The sequence below is a fragment of the Nostoc sp. genome (assembly GCF_036917235.1).
In the GTDB taxonomy this organism is placed as follows: domain Bacteria; phylum Cyanobacteriota; class Cyanobacteriia; order Cyanobacteriales; family Nostocaceae; genus Nostoc.
On the sequence record NZ_JBALDU010000021.1, the window covers coordinates 71,818 to 89,263 of the forward strand.

At 42.0% G+C, this 17,446-nt stretch carries 18 protein-coding genes and 2 pseudogenes; 12 read left to right on the forward strand and 8 right to left on the reverse strand.

Features of this window, described 5'->3' with window-relative positions; all coding sequences use genetic code 11:
* Window positions 1-43 precede the first annotated feature (43 nt).
* The 3 genes and pseudogenes from V7K44_RS06520 to V7K44_RS06530 all read left to right on the forward strand — a co-directional run bounded on the left by V7K44_RS06520 (window position 44) and on the right by V7K44_RS06530 (window position 1,800).
* Window positions 44-550: a hypothetical protein gene (locus V7K44_RS06520; RefSeq protein ID WP_334929756.1), complete on the forward strand. Its 507-nt coding sequence runs from the start codon at window positions 44-46 to the stop codon at window positions 548-550.
* A gap of 140 nt (window positions 551-690) precedes the next feature.
* Window positions 691-1,508: pseudogene (locus V7K44_RS06525) on the forward strand (YdcF family protein).
* A 70-nt stretch (window positions 1,509-1,578) separates the two neighbouring features.
* Window positions 1,579-1,800: a hypothetical protein gene (locus V7K44_RS06530; RefSeq protein ID WP_334929758.1), complete on the forward strand. Its 222-nt coding sequence runs from the start codon at window positions 1,579-1,581 to the stop codon at window positions 1,798-1,800.
* A 5-nt stretch (window positions 1,801-1,805) separates the two neighbouring features.
* Here the strand turns inward: V7K44_RS06530 and V7K44_RS06535 are convergent, their stop codons facing one another.
* Window positions 1,806-2,027, reverse strand: coding sequence for a ferredoxin-thioredoxin reductase variable chain (locus V7K44_RS06535; protein ID WP_442940666.1), 222 nt, complete (start codon window positions 2,025-2,027; stop codon window positions 1,806-1,808).
* A gap of 479 nt (window positions 2,028-2,506) precedes the next feature.
* On the opposite strand from V7K44_RS06535, the gene V7K44_RS33115 reads away from it, so the two are divergent.
* From V7K44_RS33115 to V7K44_RS06560, 5 genes are all read left to right on the forward strand, one after another.
* Window positions 2,507-3,223: a hypothetical protein gene (locus V7K44_RS33115; RefSeq protein ID WP_442940663.1), complete on the forward strand. Its 717-nt coding sequence runs from the start codon at window positions 2,507-2,509 to the stop codon at window positions 3,221-3,223.
* Between the two features lie 66 nt (window positions 3,224-3,289).
* Window positions 3,290-4,459, forward strand: a complete 1,170-nt coding sequence (locus V7K44_RS06545; RefSeq protein ID WP_334929762.1) for a PAS domain-containing protein — start codon at window positions 3,290-3,292, stop codon at window positions 4,457-4,459.
* Window positions 4,420-4,842 (forward strand): PAS domain-containing protein, encoded by a 423-nt coding sequence (locus tag V7K44_RS06550; RefSeq protein ID WP_334929764.1) that lies wholly within the window; start codon window positions 4,420-4,422, stop codon window positions 4,840-4,842. Before V7K44_RS06545 ends, V7K44_RS06550 begins: the two co-directional genes overlap by 40 nt.
* A complete protein-coding gene (locus V7K44_RS06555; protein WP_334929766.1) occupies window positions 4,829-5,710 on the forward strand; it encodes an EAL domain-containing protein in 882 nt (293 codons plus the stop codon). Before V7K44_RS06550 ends, V7K44_RS06555 begins: the two co-directional genes overlap by 14 nt.
* Window positions 5,711-6,082: 372 nt before the next feature.
* Window positions 6,083-6,640 carry a hypothetical protein gene (locus V7K44_RS06560; RefSeq protein WP_334929768.1) on the forward strand — a complete coding sequence of 186 codons (558 nt, stop codon included), beginning with the start codon at window positions 6,083-6,085 and terminating at the stop codon, window positions 6,638-6,640.
* Here V7K44_RS06560 and V7K44_RS06565 read toward each other — a convergent pair.
* Window positions 6,637-7,167, reverse strand: coding sequence for a hypothetical protein (locus V7K44_RS06565; RefSeq protein ID WP_334929770.1), 531 nt, complete (start codon window positions 7,165-7,167; stop codon window positions 6,637-6,639). The two genes, V7K44_RS06560 and V7K44_RS06565, sit on opposite strands and share 4 nt — an antisense overlap.
* A gap of 197 nt (window positions 7,168-7,364) precedes the next feature.
* Entirely contained in the window at window positions 7,365-7,970 is a 606-nt protein-coding gene (locus tag V7K44_RS06570) for a DedA family protein (RefSeq protein ID WP_334930041.1), read from the reverse strand.
* 120 nt (window positions 7,971-8,090) lie between these two features.
* On the opposite strand from V7K44_RS06570, the gene V7K44_RS06575 reads away from it, so the two are divergent.
* Complete coding sequence (locus V7K44_RS06575; RefSeq protein ID WP_334929772.1) at window positions 8,091-8,378, forward strand: cytochrome P450; 288 nt, start codon at window positions 8,091-8,093, stop codon at window positions 8,376-8,378.
* Between the two features lie 8 nt (window positions 8,379-8,386).
* Window positions 8,387-9,127, forward strand: a complete 741-nt coding sequence (locus V7K44_RS06580; RefSeq protein ID WP_334929775.1) for a hypothetical protein — start codon at window positions 8,387-8,389, stop codon at window positions 9,125-9,127.
* Here V7K44_RS06580 and urtE read toward each other — a convergent pair.
* Complete coding sequence (urtE, locus tag V7K44_RS06585; protein ID WP_334929777.1) at window positions 9,090-9,788, reverse strand: urea ABC transporter ATP-binding subunit UrtE; 699 nt, start codon at window positions 9,786-9,788, stop codon at window positions 9,090-9,092. The two genes, V7K44_RS06580 and urtE, sit on opposite strands and share 38 nt — an antisense overlap.
* A gap of 161 nt (window positions 9,789-9,949) precedes the next feature.
* Window positions 9,950-11,593: pseudogene (locus tag V7K44_RS06590) on the reverse strand (calcium-binding protein); the annotation flags it as partial.
* 819 nt (window positions 11,594-12,412) lie between these two features.
* Between V7K44_RS06590 and V7K44_RS06595 the strand changes: the two are divergent.
* Complete coding sequence (locus tag V7K44_RS06595; protein WP_334929781.1) at window positions 12,413-12,931, forward strand: hypothetical protein; 519 nt, start codon at window positions 12,413-12,415, stop codon at window positions 12,929-12,931.
* Window positions 12,932-13,206: 275 nt separating this feature from the next.
* Here V7K44_RS06595 and V7K44_RS06600 read toward each other — a convergent pair whose 3' ends face one another.
* Both V7K44_RS06600 and V7K44_RS06605 read right to left on the reverse strand, forming a co-directional pair.
* Window positions 13,207-13,929: a pentapeptide repeat-containing protein gene (locus tag V7K44_RS06600; protein WP_334929783.1), complete on the reverse strand. Its 723-nt coding sequence runs from the start codon at window positions 13,927-13,929 to the stop codon at window positions 13,207-13,209.
* 164 nt (window positions 13,930-14,093) lie between these two features.
* The gene (locus tag V7K44_RS06605) at window positions 14,094-14,882 is read right to left on the reverse strand and encodes a tryptophan-rich sensory protein (protein WP_334929785.1); all 789 of its coding nucleotides are present in this window, start codon (window positions 14,880-14,882) and stop codon (window positions 14,094-14,096) included.
* A 136-nt stretch (window positions 14,883-15,018) separates the two neighbouring features.
* On the opposite strand from V7K44_RS06605, the gene hisD reads away from it, so the two are divergent.
* Complete coding sequence (gene hisD / locus V7K44_RS06610; protein WP_334929787.1) at window positions 15,019-16,299, forward strand: histidinol dehydrogenase; 1,281 nt, start codon at window positions 15,019-15,021, stop codon at window positions 16,297-16,299.
* Window positions 16,300-16,507: 208 nt separating this feature from the next.
* Here the strand turns inward: hisD and V7K44_RS06615 are convergent, their stop codons facing one another.
* Complete coding sequence (locus V7K44_RS06615; protein ID WP_334929789.1) at window positions 16,508-17,425, reverse strand: MauE/DoxX family redox-associated membrane protein; 918 nt, start codon at window positions 17,423-17,425, stop codon at window positions 16,508-16,510.
* Window positions 17,426-17,446: the final 21 nt, after the last annotated feature.

Consider the following 17,446-nt stretch of genomic DNA (forward strand, 5'->3'; position numbering starts at 1 on the left):
ACGAATTACGAATTAGTAATTAGTTAAATAAGCTTTTTATTTTATGGCAGACAAAAAGAACGATCTTTTCAGTATTTCTCCCAGCTTCTTGTCTCAACTATTATTTGGGGCATTTTTAACATTTATATTAATAATGACTGGCTCCGCACCAGCCCTGAGCATCTTCTTAGGAATCATGGGCGGTTTCATCTTAAGCTGGATCGCAAATTTAACCGATAATAGCCCCCAAACTCCAGCTGTCGCCTCATCTGATGGTGTCGATACAGGATTGAAATACTGGCTATTTTTCATGCTGGGTTTTGTATATTTAGGCTATCCAGCACCCATGAGTATCTTGCTAGGTGGATTAGGCGCTTTAGCTGGAGGCTGGATTACTGCTTGGTGGGGAAGTAAGGAAGAAACTAGAACTCAGTTGCAAGTTGAAGAATCAGAAGACACAGAAGTTGAACCAACGAATGAAAGGATCAACAAACGGCAAATCAGAAAAGCCGGTCGCCGTTACCGTCGCGCTCCTGGAAGTAGTTTCAATTTCAAGTTTTGGGAAAGGTAATAATTTGGGAATAGGCATAAGAGACAGAGGTGCAAAGGGGCAGAGGGGAAAGATTTACTTGCTACTTCTCCCCTGCTCCCCTGCTTACTGAGCGTAGTCGAAGTATGCTCCCCTGCTTCCCTGCCCCACGCCCTAATAATATGTTTTTATATCTATCCAAATTACTGCCGCTATTTTTTTTATCCATTAGGATTAGCCTGTGTAAGCTTGGTAGTAGCATTAGTCACTTTGTGGAGACGACCGCGGACTGCTGCGATCGCAATTGCTTTTGCATTAACTTTATTGCTATTTTGTAGCAATGCTTGGATTGCTAAATCATTAGTGCGATCGCTAGAATGGCAAAATCTTCCATTCGCCCAAATACCTAATGCAGATGTAATTGTGGTTTTGGGTGGCGCAACTAAATCAGCTTTTCCTCCCAGACCTACAGTCGATTTAAGTGAAGCAGGCGATGCCTACGGCGGGCTACGCCTACGCTTCATCTACGCGGCACAACTCTATCGGCAAAAAAAAGCGCCTATAATCAATCATTCTGAGCGGGGGACGCATTGATTGGCGTGGAAGTGGTTCGCCAGAATCGGCAGATATGGCCACAATACTCACATCTATTGGTATTCCCGCTGAGGCGATTATCCAAGAACCTGACTCTCTCAATACTTATCACAATGCTGTAAATGTCCGCAAAATTTTGTTATCTCATGGGATAAATCAAGTATTATTAGTTACTTCGGCAATGCATATGCCGCGATCGCTTCAGATTTTCCAGCGTCAAGGAATCAATGTTATTCCTGCACCGACTGACTTTCTAGTTAGTGAGGGCGAACTGCAAGAACTCGGCAGCACTCCCAAAGCCGCTATACTGAATTTATTACCTGATACCGACAACTTGCACCAATTTACCACAGCTTTAAAAGAGTACATTGGTTATTTAGTTTATCGCTTACGCGGTTGGCTCTAATTGTAATTGCCTGAATTCCAAATTCTTAATGACTAATAATTAATGACTAATAGCTAACTCAATTAATTTTATGTCTAAAAATTTACCTTATATTATGCCATCCCCTCAACCCCAAGTTGAGGAAGCTTTTGCTGCTTACCAAACAACTCACCAGTTCTACCACGAAGTTCGGTCACGGTCAGAGTTTCAGGATTATTGTGATTGGTATTATACAACAGCAGAACAAAATCGCCAAGAGCTTAAAAGAATGCGCGGCGAACTGAATATTTTTCAGTGGTTTCGCCGCCGATAAGCGATCTAGATGATTTCTAACTCATTTTCACGTAAATGCGCTTTAAACTTTTTACTAAACTGAACTACAATCGGCAGATTAGCGCTAACGGGTCTGTCTCGCCATTGGGTGGCAATAGCTACTACATCGCCTTCTGTACCTTTGATGTCAAAAGGCTGATTCCGATGTTCAGGATGATGATACATCACTACCGAATCTTTAACGCGGACGCGATCGCCAACTTTCATAACAACATTTACACCTAGCATTTTCTTTTCCACAAGTATCTGCTACAAAATATATGATTAAATCGCTTAGAATTTGATTTAATCAGCTATTTCTTGACGCTTCATCGGGGTGCAACGGCTTAACCCTCTGCGTCCAGGCACGTCTTAGCAATCCGCGCGTACTTTTTTCAGTTTTTTGCCACGTTAATAAGTATCGCCCATAGCCTTTCTCTTTAACCCAAAAGCAGGGAAATGAAAGAAAATCAGGCGATATCGGATGTGCTTAGTACTTTGACAAGATATCCAACCCTTTTATCTTGACTCTAGGATGTTCCCCAGGTCAACTCTCTTAGGAATTTTAGTGTATGGCAGATGCGATCGCTCGTTTGAAAGCAACCGCGATGCCTGCGGCGGCAAGTTAACCAATGCTAAAAAAAGTTTTTTAAGTATAATTAACTACTATACTAATAAGTCAAACAACTTATGTTTGAGACAACTTGATGCTGGAATTTGGGAAAAGCCTTCTTGCTTATAAACAATTTATTCCCCACGGTCATTGCTATCTCTGGAAACCAGAATTAGTGGGGTTGCATGTTGTATCCGATAGTTTGATTGCGCTTGCTTATTATTCCATTCCCATCACACTACTTTGTTTTGTCCGCAAGCGCCAAGATTTTCCCTTCAAGTGGGTGTTTGTCCTATTTGCAATATTTATTGTTACTTGTGGTACTACCCACGTCATGGACATTTTGACGCTCTGGTATCCAACTTATTGGTTGAGCGGTTTAATCAAAGCTATTACAGCCATAGTTTCACTGTACACAGCTTGTGAACTTATACCTTTGATGCCAAAAGCACTTGCTTTACCCAGTTCTGCACAACTGGAGGCAGGTAATCGAGAACTGGAGCGGGAAATTAGCGAACGCAAACAGGCAGAACTCGGATTACAAGAGCGTGAAGCTATGTTGCGGAGAATTGGCGATCATCTTCATAATGGGGCAATTTATAAGGTAATCCGCGAATTTGATGGCAGCGATCGCTTTGAGTACATCAGCGCGGGGATTGAAAGACTGATGGAAGTCAGGGCAGAAGATGCACTCAAAGATTCAAGTTTGCTCTATCGCCAGTTTATTCCAGAGGATGTACCACTTTTCCAGGCAGCAGTTGATGAATCACGGCGGAATCTCTCGGTGTTTGATATACAAGCGCGAATCTAAACGCCCGGCGGTCTGCTTAAATGGCTCCATTTTCGTTCCACGCCACGCCAATTCGAGGATGGAAGGGTGGTTTGGGATGGGTTGGTGGTGGATGTCACCGACCTCAAACGCGCTGAAGAAACACTACGCAAGCGTGAAGCCTTATTAGAAGAATCTCAGCGAGTTGCTCGTCTGGGTAATTGGGAACTTGATATTGCCAGTGAAAGAGTTACCTGGTCAAAGCAGCTTTTCGCCCTCTTCAATCGAGATCCCGCACTTCTTGAGCCTAGCTACCAGGAAACTGTGCAGAAGTACTGGGCAGAAGACGCAGGAAAATTAGTCCGAGCGATTGAGCGGGCAATATCAACTGGTGAATCTTACAAACTCATTCTGCGAGCATCTCAAACTGACGGGTCTACTATTTATATTGAGGCGATTGGACATGCACAATTTAACGCGGATGGAGAAGTAATTCGTCTCTATGGAACTGCCCAAGATGTTACAGAACGGGAAGCCGCACTCAACAAACGCAAACAAGCCGAGGAAGAACTCCGACGCAGTGAAACGCTGCTAGCTACTGCTCAAAAAGTTGCCCATACGGGCAGTTGGGAATGGTACTTAGAGTCTCAGAAACAAATTTGGTCAGCCGAAACCTTCCGCATTTTTGGTCTAAATCCTACTGAATTAGTACCGACACAGGCTGCATTTCTCCAGACGGTTCACCCAGAAGACCGGCCATTGTTGCAGAGGCAGCTACTACACGCGATCGCCAAGGGAAACCCTTTCAATCTTGAATATCGCATTGTCCGACCTGATGGCTCATTGCGCTACCTAGAGTTAAGAGTAGAGGTAGCTTATGATACTCCAGGTAAAACGATTAGACTGTATGGAGCTATTCTAGATATTACAGAACGCAAAGAAAGCGAGTTAGAAATCACCAAGAGCCGTGACTTGCTAGAAGCTGTCTTTAACGAATCTGCTGATGCGCTCTTTTTGGTAGATATAGAAACGTTACTGACCATTGACTGTAATAATCGCGCAGTAGAACTATTTGCAGCCTCAAGTAAAGCTGAACTCATTGGTATTCAAGGTCTAACTCTACAAAAAGAGCAGTTTACTTCTGAAGAACTAACCACCATCGGCGAAGAAATTAGCCAGCAAGGGTTGTGGAGTTGCGAAATTGAATATCTTAGCAGGGCAATTCCTTTTGGGGAAACATGGCAATCAAACAAATCAGGGTTGCTGACCAAGTGGTGAATTTGGTACGAGTTACGGATATTACCCCCAAAAAGCGGATCGAAGAAGAACGCAAGCAAGCAGAAATTGCTCTCAAACAAAGCGAGATTCGTTACCGTGCCATTGTCGAAGATCAGACTGAACTCATTGCCCGATATTTACCAGACGGTACACTGACGTTTGTCAACCAAGCTTATGCAGTTTATTTTGGGCGATCGCCAGAGGAACTGATTGGCAGCACCTATCAACCGATTATCTTTGAGGCAGATCGAGAGCGAGTTGTTCAATTAATACCTTCAATGAGTGTCGATAATCCTGTAATCACCATTGAAAATCGGGTGGTTGTGGCAGACGGGGTGCGTTGGACTCAGTGGCATAAGCGGATGCTGTTTGACGAGCGCTGATGCCGCTTGCTACACTGCGAAAAACCGGGGGCGCAATCGGGTGTACGTTGCTCAAGCTGACGATCAGGAGCGATTGCAACAGCGTGGACAGATGCAGTGGGTTAGCCGCATTTCTCAAGCTTTGGAAAGTGATTGGTTTTGTCTCTATGTTCAAAGGATTGCCGCGTTAGCGAAGCTCACCGTTGGCGTAGCCTCTCGTAGAGAAGATATCGCCCCAATACCTGAAAACGGCGACCATTATGAGGTGCTGGTGCGGCTCCGGGATGAGCAGGGAAATTTAGTGCAGCCGATGGCGTTTATTCCAGCAGCAGAACGCTACAACTTGATGCACCTGATCGATCGCTGGGTGATTAGTACTCTGTTCAGGAATTGGACAAGGGTCGTTGGTGATGAACAAAGCATCTATGCCATTAACCTTTCTGGCTCTAGCATCAATGACGATCAGTTCATTGACTTCCTGTATGAGCAGTTTACCTTATACCCCATCTCACCCCAACGCATTTGCTTTGAGATTACCGAGACTGTAGCGATCGCTAACCTGCTCAAAGCCAAGCAGTTTATTCAGTCACTTCAACGGATGGGCTGTCGCTTTGCGCTGGACGATTTTGGGGTGGGGATGTCGTCGTTTGCTTACCTCAAGTCTCTCCCTGTGGATTACCTCAAAATTGACGGCAGCTTTATTCGTAACATTGTCGATGATCCTGTGGATAATGCGATCGTCATAGCAATCACGCAGATTGGCAGTGTCATGGGTATTCAGACGATCGCTGAGTTTGTGGAGAATGACGCGATTTTAGAGCGGATTACCGCACTAGGAATTGATTACGCACAGGGATATTGCATTGCAGTACCTTGCCCATTGGGCTAGCTCTTCTGTAGGTGCAAGATGGTATGTAGAGTTATATGTGGTGCGATCGCTAACCTATATTAGCTCACTAGCGATCGCCACTTTTTTCTCCGTCACTCTCAATGTACAAGTAGTTCTTGTCAACATTGCAACATTCCTCATCAACATTACAATCTCCATAAGGAACATTGTAATATTTCTCATCAACATTACAATATTCCTTATCAAGGCTGGAATATTTCTCATCAACATTACAACATCTATAAGGAACATTGTAATATTCTTCATCAACATTACAATATTCCTTGCGATCGCTTCATCTGTTAAATGCGTATTTTTATACTAAAACTGGGTATTACAAATAAGTACTTTTGATCGAATAGGTTTTCAAAGATGATTTTAAGTTTTAGAAATACTAGTGCTGTATGTGCCGTATTTTTATTAGTCAGTGTCAGCAGCTTTCACAAGTCAGCCATAGCCAATATAAATAACCAGTCCCAATTGATAGCGCAGCAGAGTAAAACTCAGGTAAACCCAGTTTTTAAATCTATTCTGCCTAAATTAAAGCAAAAGACTCAGATTAAGATTTTATTACCGAAGTTTATTCCTGAGTCAGATGGGGAAAATCCAATTTACGCAACTATAGAAGCTGCTACGCAAAAAAAGTATGATATTTTACTGGCTTATAGTCCAGACTGTAATGGTGCTTCTGCCTGTCGTTTAGGCGTTGTTTCTGCTGAAGCCATAACCCGCAAAACACCCAGCCTGACTGGGAAACGTGTATCCTTAGCTAAAGGCATTACTGGCTATTTTGTAGATTTTACTTGTGGTGCTGGTTGCTCAGATGCTACCTTGACTTGGAGACAACAGGGTGTGCAATATGTTTTTGGATTAAAAGCAGGCGATCGCACTTCTTTAGTAAAAATGGCTAATTCTGCGATTAATCCCTAGCTCACGTCATTTGATTGTACTTCCCAACGAAACAGCCGCGGCAATTGAGATACATCTATCGCGTAGTTAACAATCCACATCACCAATTCAAAAATCAATAAATATCGTACCCACTGCAACTCACTTGTGGAATCCAAAAGTGTCAAACCCTCATACAACTGCCAGAAGCGGTAAGGGAGATATATATAAGGAACCATCACCCAGACGACATTTTGCAACTGCCTAAGCGTCACACTTTCAGAGATGATTTGCAGCCCTAAGACGATAAAATACCAAGCAAGCACAGTTAACACCGTGCGATCGCCCCACCATACACCCCACAATAGCATGACCACTAATGGCGGCACTACTGCTAGCAGTTGCACCGAGCCAAACCAGATTTTATACCAACCGGGAAATGGTAAAGGTAGAGTATAAGGCTTTGCGTTTTTCCATCCCCAGTTCACAACCAGAATGAAAAGTGTGGCAATAAGGAAAAAGAGGAGATTTTCTAGGAACAGATAGAGGTTGATGTTTAAGGAAGTCACGTCGCTTCTCTTCGAGACGCCAAGGGCGAACGCTCCGAATTCAAAATTCAAAATTCCCATAAATAAATTTAGTTGCTCTGTATCATGAGTGTTTGTCGCTCACGAAGGTACGATCAAGCTCTGATGTTTATGGCTTCAGTAAATCAATATACTTGTCTCTACAATAAAACATCTACTAAGGAGCTACAAAAAATATTTCAACTTTTGTTAGCTCTATTTTCTTGTACCAAATGAATAATCGATGGTACTAAAGAAATAACTATAATTAATCCAATAATCGGTAACAAATACTTATCTACCTGTTCAGGTGGCAGAGATTTTCCTAAGAAAAACCCTAACAGGGTAATGCCGAATGTCCAAAGAAAACCACCAATTAAGTTGTAAGACATAAATGTGCGATAATGCATTGCACCAATCCCGGCCACAATGGGCGCGAAAGTCCGTACAATCGGTAAAAAGCGTGCTAAAACAACCGTTTTTTTACCATGCTGGTGATAAAAGTTTTGAGTTTTTACAAGATGTTTTTTATGGAACAGCCATGAATCTTCCTTGTTAAATAGTCTTCTGCCAAATTTATGCCCAGTCACATAGCCCACATTGTCACCTAAGACCGCACAAATAAAAGCACCAATTATCAGAACCCAAATGTTCAATAAATTCTGAGATGCAACAAATCCAGCGGTGAACAATAAGCTATCCCCAGGCAGAAAAAAACCAATTAACAAGCCAGATTCAGCAAATACAATCGCCCAGACCCCAAAATAGCCGAGTGATTTAATCAGTTGTGGTAAATCCAGATGCATAGAATTTTTACTTTTCAACAATAGATCCACAACATCTTAACGTTCAGCAATTTTATTGAATAAAAAGTAATATTAAAATTATATAAATTTCTTATGTAATCTTAAGAAATGTAATGACAGATGACAGGTTTTGCGTTACTAGTGCAAGAGACAAAGATATTTGAAGCAGACCATTTCAGTCCCCAACGCCAAGAACAAAAAAAATATCCTTTTAGTTTAGTTGGTTTGGGTGGCGGGCCACGCATCTGTATTGGTATAACCTTTGCCAAAATGGAAATGAAGATTGTTGCTACTCATCTTCTACGCAATTATCATTGGGAGATATTACCCAATCAAAGTTTAGAAACCATGTTTTTTCCCAGCAATCGCTCTAAAGATGGATTGCGGGTTAGATTTCAACCTCGGTGAAATGTTTTATGACATCCCAAATAGACGTAAATTTACCTAATGGAGTTTTACAACGCTGGCAAAATGTGAAAGATTTTGTGGGTGAAAATGTTAACTCTCTAAGTAACTCAGCACAACAAGCTGGTGAGTCTTTGAAGACAACAGCCACTACAACGACTGATAAAGCAATTGATACAGTTACGACAAGCTTAGAACAAACTTGGCAAACTGCTGATAAATTTAAGAGTACAACATCGGGCGCAGTTAAAGATGCGATCGCATCTTCTGCGAGTGATTGGCTGACACAACACCCAATATTTTTTAAGTTAGTTCAAATACTAGGTTGGGCGACTAATCACCCAATTATTAGTGTAGTAATTTTGCTGTTTGCACTTGCTCTCATTTGGAGCATCATCAAAGCAATTGTCCGCTTAATTGAAACAGCTAGTTGGTCAATACTGCAAGTTCCGTTCAAATTGCTTCAGGCTTTGATTCAAGTTAGTTTTCAATCCTTAACTAAAGTTGGCAGTTTTGTTGTTCAACAAATCACAGGTGCTAAAAAAACTGATAATCTACTAGATGTACTACCTGAAAGTTTTCAACCAAATAAACAACAACGATTGGCAGAAATTTCTAGTCGCTTGGAAGCAATTCAAAAAGAACAGCATGAGCTTTTAAAAGAAGCAGCAGACTTGATTGCTTCTGATACTATTGATATAGATATCTCCAAAATTAAACAGCTAAAAAACGCTGAATCACATCTTGGCTGAGTTCGGTTGTGGAACCGGAGGCGACAATACCACCTTTTTGCATAGCGTAATAGTAATCAGCTTGACGGACAAAGTGCAAATGTTGCTCTACCAATAAAACCGAAATGCCTGTGGTTTCGACGATGCGACGGACTGCGGCTTCAATTTCTAGGATGATGGAGGGTTGAATACCTTCGGTGGGTTCATCTAAGACGAGTAATTGAGGTTCTCCCATTAAAGCACGTGCGATCGCTAATTGTTGCTGCTGTCCTCCACTTAAATCACCACCCATCCGCAAAAGCATAGTTTTTAACACCGGAAATAAACTAAAAACTTCTTCTGAAATTTCTGCTTTTTTTACTGGTTTGCGTCTAGCTTCTAACCCCAGGAGTAGATTTTCTTTAACTGTCAACCGAGGGATAATCTCGCGTCCTTGGGGGACATAACCAATTCCCAACTTTGCCCTTTGGTCTGGAGATTTGGAATTGATTAATTCTTCAGCTAAATTAATAGTACCGCTACGGGGTTTGAGTAAACCCATGATAGTTTTGAGTAGGGTCGTTTTTCCAACACCATTACGTCCAATTAGGCAAACCATTTGCCCCGATGGTACGTTCAAATCTACATTGCGGAGAATGTGGCTTTCGCCGTAATAAACGTTAAGGTTAGAAATTTTGAGCATAAAAGAATTTTTAACTGTTTAGTTTTGGGGGTTGCATATTTACGGGATGATTTTACTATTTTTGTGGGATGGGCAACATGAGCGTCCCTTGTATTTCCGGGCGGGCAGGATGCCCACCCCACAAGAATCATCCCTTAATTCAGCAACGCCTAGTTTTGATATCAAGCAATCACAAAATTATTTACACTGAGTGACAATCCAGTAGATAGTTGGGCAAATTTTACCTGAGTAGACCCAGACGCACTGCCATCAAGGTCAAAGAACAATCCACCTGTAGCACTGTTATAGATAAATCGTTGATTGCTTGTCGTTGCAGATGTTCCGAGGGTAAACTGATTTGTCTTAAGTGAACCTGCTGATAAACCACCGCCAAAGCCAGCAGCCGATACCTGAATCAGTTCATTAGTCGCGTTGAAGTCATAAATACTATCAACACCTTTATTGTAAGTATTGAAAACAAAGGTATCAGTACCAGTGCCTCCATAGAGGGTATCATTACCAAAACCACCTATCAGGATATCATTCCCACTGCCACCATAGATTGTGTTTTTACCAAAGGCGCTAGAGGCGGAGATATAATCATTGCCAGCGCCACCATCCAGTAAGTTATCACCTTTTGAATTACTAGCATTCAAGTTATCATCCCCATTGCCACCGTTAAGAGTGTTTTTTCCAGACGAGCGAGACTCGTATGTGATGGAGACATCGCGGGGTGAGTAGGGGTCGCTGGGAATATAGCTGTAGTTGCCAGAAATGGAGAGATAATCATTGCCATCACCCCCAGAGAGCAAATTATCGCCTGTTGAACCGCCAGCACTCAAGGTATCCTTACCTGCACCGCCGTTGAGGGTGTTTTTACCAGACGAGCGAGAGTCGTCGGCTCCGTAGTTACCTCCGTCGTAGTAGCCAGAGATGGAGAGAGAATCATTCCCATCGTCCCCAGAGAGCAAATTATTGCCTGTTGAACCGCTAGCACTCAAGTTATCGTCACCAGCGCCACCGTTGAGGGTGTTCTTACCAGACGAGCGAGAGTTGTAGTCGTAGTCTGGGTAGCTAAAGCTCTCGTAGCCAGAGATGGAGAGATAATCATTGCCATCGCCCCCAGAAAGCAGATTATTGCCAGCAAGGGAGTCATTCCCCGTACCGCCAATGAGGGAGTCATTTCCCGCACCACCAATGAGGGTATCATCACCCGCACCACCTCGCAGTAAATCGTTTCCACTCAAGCCATCGATTTTGTCATTACCGCCTTGACCATTAACTACATCATTTGAGTCCTTTAACCCCGTAATGTTATTGTTGAGGTCATTGAGGAAAGTTACTGTGTTCTTGATGCCCAGGCTAGTATCAGTAGAGTTGGAATCGAGGACATTAAAGCTGTCGGTGATGCTATTTTGCCCGTCAAACAGGATATTACCAATTGCTGGTTTGGCTCCAGAAGCTTTCAGATTCTCTAAGTTTTCTAGTTTGAAGTTTTCCAGGATAACTAGGGTATTAGCATTCCCTGCAAAGGAGATTTCTAGATTATTGCCATTCTGAAACAGCAGTAAATTTTGAGCAGTTAATCCTGTTCCCTGGAATTTGATGGTGTCTACTTCAGCAATAACTGCTGCTGTCGGGTTAGTTCCTTTACCGATGCCACCGAAATCAGTGATTGTATCAGTGCCGTCACCCAAGTTGTAAACAAATTTATCCTTGCCACCGCCACCAGTTAAAGAATCATTCCCAGTACCACCAATGAGAGTATCATTCCCAGTACCACCCTGTAGTATGTCGTAGCCGCTGGTTCCAATGATATTTGCCATAATTTTTACCTACCTGATTCCATTTTTTCAGTAATTTCAGTTCTCAACCTTGAATTTGGTACTGTTTTTGGGCACAAAATACTTACCGAAGTTGACGTATACCTTAAGAATTAGGAACAGTAATATTCATCAAAGATTTACCGTATGAAAAGGCTTTTCAGTAGTACTGATTTTTTCTCAAACTATCTAAGTGAATGGCACTGTACAAATTAATCAGGGTGTAAATTCAAGCCAGTAGTTAATTACTGGCAAATAATGAGATTTTTATACCCTCATCTTGAGAAATTCTGCGTGCATATCTACCTTGAAAATACAGAATATCTAAATAACCTAACACTAACCATATACTACCGTATTTACTTAGATGTCTTTGTTTAAAAACACATCTAAAGCATATTCTTCACATTATTCAATAGACCTCTTGCAAAAGTCCCTAACACCCCTCCCCGCTCTTCGGGAGGGGAGACAAAGCGTAGCTTTGGCGGGGTGGGGTTCTTTCTTATTTTTGATTTATGCAAGAGGTCTACTGTTCTGTCACTCTGGCAAAATAAAAATAAGAGCCAAATTTTCAACTGTGTATAAAACGGGCATTGAATTCGGACAACCCACAATAATTTACATAAAGCCATTCAATATATTTGTGATAAATAAATCAATTTATACTGAATAATGCGGGTGTCAAGTAACCCTAATTCTGTTTATCCTAGTGCTGTACAGTTAAAATGTTGGGTTTCGTTCCTCAACCCAACCTACACAACTACACAACTTAAGGTTTTTGGCGCTAACCCAATTCAATTTAGTATTTGTTCGGATATGAGTATGATTTCATTTAGACCTTTGATTTTGATTATAGGCACAAGTATTGGTTTACTGCCTCTGTTGTCCAACTGGTGCGTCCAAGCACAAAATCAATCACAAAAAATTGAGCTAAAAGTTTATAGTGAAAACGAGCAAAAACAAAGCTGTCCAGACAAGGTAATTGTTACTGAAAAACCCCGTCCTTATCAAGAAGGCAGTTTTGCAACAGATGGCTCTATTAACCTGAGTGCTTATGCCAGTAATATCTCTGTTCAAGGCAGTAATAGCTTTAGCGTTACATGGGTTGGGACACTCAAGCCAAAATATGCTAAATGCTTTGCTTCTGCTGGAATGGCTAAGGTTGATGGGCAAGACTACTCTGGAAAGATTAATTATTTACGGATGCACTTTGTTAAAGGTAGAGTTTACTTCATCTTAGATTTGGCTGGTGGCTCTGATGCTAATGATTATCCCCTAGTAGTGCTAAAAAATAGTTTAAAGAATGGCAATCCTAACTGGACTTGGGGTGGAACTGACTAGTACCGCAAGGCGGAAGTCAAAAGTCAAAAGTTTTATGGAATAAGCTTTTTAGGGATTTGAAATACTTGCTCTATTTACGCCCTGGCGTACTAGTACAACACGGCGTAAATCTCCAAATCCACGAAACTCTTGCGCTGTATTCATTTTGAATTTTGAATTTTGAATTCCGCCTTGCGGTACTAGTAGTTTGTCAAATTCATTTTGATGGTTAGAGAGACGCGATAAATTGCCGTCTCTACAAGGAATTTATCCGTCAATTAGTTCTTGACAGACTACTAGCAGGTAATACTGGAGTCCGGCGATGGTTGTTGAGCAAATGCCAAGTCACTTTCAATTAACTTGGCATTTGTTAGGTTAGCCCCACTCAAATTGCACAAGTGAAAATTTGCTCCTCTTAGGTCTGCTAGTGACAGATTAGCTCCTGTTAAATCTGCACCAGTGAGGTTGACTTCACTTAAGTTAGCATTACTTAGGTTAGCCCCCTGGAGTGAAGCTTGTTGCAAATCTGCCTCGCTTAGGTTTGCCCTCATTAGGTATGCTTTACTCAAGTCGGCTCTACTTAAATTCGCTTGAGTTAGGTCTGCTGCTGTAAAATCAGCTTTACTTAAATTGGCTTGACTTAAGTCCGCCCAACTCAAGGAGGCATAACTTAAGTTAATTTCACTCAGCTTCACTGATGCAAGTACTGCACACCTCAAATTAGCATTAACAAAATTTCTTTCTCCGATTGCATAACGGTGTAAAATTTCATTCGTTGTTACTCTGTATAAAACAGCTTTTGATGCGCCCTGATAACACCATCTAGCTTGTAATAGTTTGGCAGCAGTGTCAACAGCTACCTCATCACTAGAAGCCACAATTACACCATTGCAGCCATCCCATTGACCGTTAAGCATCAGGGCAATCTCATTAGCGGCAGCAATTGAGTCAAATAGTAAAACAGATTCTTTATGGCGTTTTAACCAGTTATTCCAACCAATCGAGATAATATTTTTCATTTCTATAAATTTTGGTCTTCTTAGACAATTACGGCTCTAACTATCTATTCTGGCTAATAACAATCAGACTGGTGTGTGTAACAACCGACCATTATTGTGCGTGTTTAACGAACGCTTGCAAAAAGTTCTCTCTTGAGAGACGCTGGGCGGGTATGTCATCATACTTAAATATGTTCTTGTTGGGTGCGTAAGCTGTTAATCGTTGCGGTTAAAACTAGAACAATTGCCAAAACAAATACGGTATTTCTGAGCATTGAGTTATCAAAATGCTTGAGTGCGATCGCTACCAATGCCCAAAGTGTTACTCCTGTATAAGCCATGTCTCGACGCTGGATAACTATAACTGCTGCAACTGCTGTTGCTATCAATACCACGATCAGAGTCCAGATTACAGCAGAAATCCCCCAACCGTTCCACCTGTGAAAATCCAAGGCACACGCTACATTGACAATGGTCGCCACACTAATCCAGCCTAGATAAATACTAATTGGAAAGTGAATACACCATTTTTTCAGCCGAGGTACACGCAATTTGCCAATTTCTAACTGCACATAAACAGCAATCAGGGGCAACAGAATCAAGAGCATTGCAATTATAGAAAGAGCAAAAAGCCGAGACAAAAATAGATATACCCAGATGCTTTGAGCAATACAGGCGATCGCCAACAGATAACCTGTCTTACGTAAATCAGGCTCATGTCGTTGGTTAGGTAAAGCTTGGTATACCCCAAAAGCAAACAACCCAAGGTAAATCAGCCCCCAGATCGCAAAGGCGTAATTGGCAGGGATAATCAGGACATTTTTAAACAAAGTATTGGAAATTTCCCCAATGCTAAGTCCATTGAGCGGAAAAATGTTCGATACTACGTTGATAACAAAAGCACCAAAGATTGCAGCCAAAGTAACAAGCTGCCGCCAAAGATCCTGGTAATAGTTTCTTGTAGACTGCTGCATAGGATGTTAACTCATAATCTTTTGTGCTTTTAGCTTACATCTGAAAAAGAGTGATGCATATCAGCCACAGTCATATCTAGCAAGTTAATCAAGAGTTAAACTAATTATTGACCTCACTGCTTTTAAGCTACTGTCCATGCAGCTACTTCAAACTACCGACAAAGATTTTTCTGTCAAATTCAAAACTCTTGTAAGCGATCGCCGGGAAGTTACAGTTGATGTTAGTGGGACAGTACGCGAGATTCTAGCTGATGTCAAAGTGCGTGGTGATGCCGCAGTCAAGGAGTATACTAGCCGCTTCGATCGCAATAATCTCCAGTCTTTGCATCTTAGCGAAACCTTTATTGCCGAACACGCGGCACAATGCCCTGCCGATGTCTTGGCGGCGCTAGAATTTGCTGCTGAGAGGATTGTGGCTTTCCATCAAAAACAACTACCGCAAGATATTGGCTACACCGATGCAGTGGGGGTAAAACTGGGATTGAATTGGGTAGCGCTGTCGCAAGTGGGAATTTATGTACCAGGGGGACGGGCTAGCTATCCAAGTTCTTTGTTGATGAATGCCTTACCAGCGAAAATTGCTGGTGTTGAAAGAATTGTTATGACAGTACCGATGCCTGGTGGTGAGATTAATCCTGCCGTATTGGCTGCTGCTCAAGTTGCTGGTGTTACAGAAATATATGGCATTGGTGGGGCGCAAGCGATCGCAACATTAGCTTATGGTACAGAAAGCATTGCCCCAGTAGATAAAATTGTTGGCCCTGGTAATGCTTATGTTGCTGAAGCCAAGCGCCAAGTCTTTGGCACTGTTGGCATTGATAGCATCGCTGGCCCTTCAGAAATTTTAGTGGTAGCCGACAGCCAGAACAACCCAGATTGGATTGCCTGGGATTTACTATCGCAAGCAGAACACGATCCTAATGCCCAATCAATCTTAATTACTGATTCCGAAATCTTCGCGCAACAAGTAATCAAGGCTGTTGAGAAAATTCTCACCGATTTACTCACCAGAGAAGTTGCCAGTGCAAGTTGGCAAAATTATGCAGCTGTAATTCTGGTTAACGATTTAGCCGAGAGTATACCACTGCTCAATCAACTAGCCCCAGAACACGTGGAATTGTGTGTGGACAACCCGCAACTCCTGGCCAATCAAATTAAGTGTGCCGGCAGCGTGTTTTTAGGACGCTATACGCCAGAAGCGATTGGCGATTATTTAGGAGGCCCCAACCATGTACTGCCAACTGCCCGTTCTGCCCGCTTTGCTTCTGGTTTGAGTGTCTACGACTTTCTCAAACGAATTACTTTTTTAGAATGTGATAAACAATCATTACAGACAATAGGTAAAGCAGCTGTCACCTTAGCAGAGGCAGAAGGTTTGCCAGCCCATGCAGGTAGTGTATCTGTACGCTTGCAATAATCATAAATCATCACCAAGATGCAATAAATCGCCGTCAAGACAAAAGACTAATTATTGTCTTGACGGCGATTCATCACGTCTCTTGCCTTAACCAAACAGTATTGAAAGTTAAGCTAAAAGCAGGAGGGAGCGTCTATGCTTGACAAAGAATCCTTCACTGCCCCGCTCCATTAGTAATATAGTCGGACTATCAATTGCTGATTCACAATTAGCTGCTAGGAACAGATAAGCTTGGCTTAACGCGTTTAACGAAAGTTAGCGGCATTACTCCCAACCATTTCTCTCGAATTATACCTTCCTCTAACAATACAGCAGTGGGAAAAGCATCGGTTAAGCGTCCCACTACCGTAGGACTCATTGCCACTACCGGAAAGTTGATATTATTAGATTGAACAAATTCTTCAACTTGTTCTGATGTTTGGGGAACTCCCGCCACGACATCAGGTAAATCAGTTCTTTGGTGAACGACTTTTAGCACTTTGAGCCAGTTTTTGCACGTTGGACAACCAGGCATTAAAAACACAAATAGTTTTTCTCCTGTTGTTAAGCTTTCAGCATATTCTTTTAGCCATTGGGGTTGCCAAGAACTATTAACTTTAAGCGGATCTAAGTCTAGGATAGGTTTCTTATTCTTCCAGAAATACATATATGAAACAGCAGTTAATAGACAACTTGTTGTTAAAGAAATCAATAATGCTGTCACTTGTTGTGAAAAAGTTAAAATATCGGCAACCGGATAAAACCAAGCCAACCCCATCAAAGTAATGTAGAGAGCATTGAGGAGTAAACTTTGTTTGGGACTGATATCAATTAGACCGTTATAGCAACCACAATCATCTGTGCGTTTGGTCGAAGTACTCCAATAAGTTAAGCTCGATAGGAGTAATAGTAAAACAATTGTACCGGGAAACACCCACTGGGGAAACAGCCGCAAAATCACGGCTACTCCAAGAAAGCACTCTAAAATTGTAAAAGCGATCGCTGCACCTATATTCGCTTTTTGCGGCAATAACCGCAATTGACTGATGTGGATAATAAATCTTGTGGGTGCAAGTGCTTTGACAACACCAGTCACCAGAAATACAGTGCCAGCCACTAAAGAACTTATAACAGAAATTGAATACATAATGCTTGCGATCGCCATTTA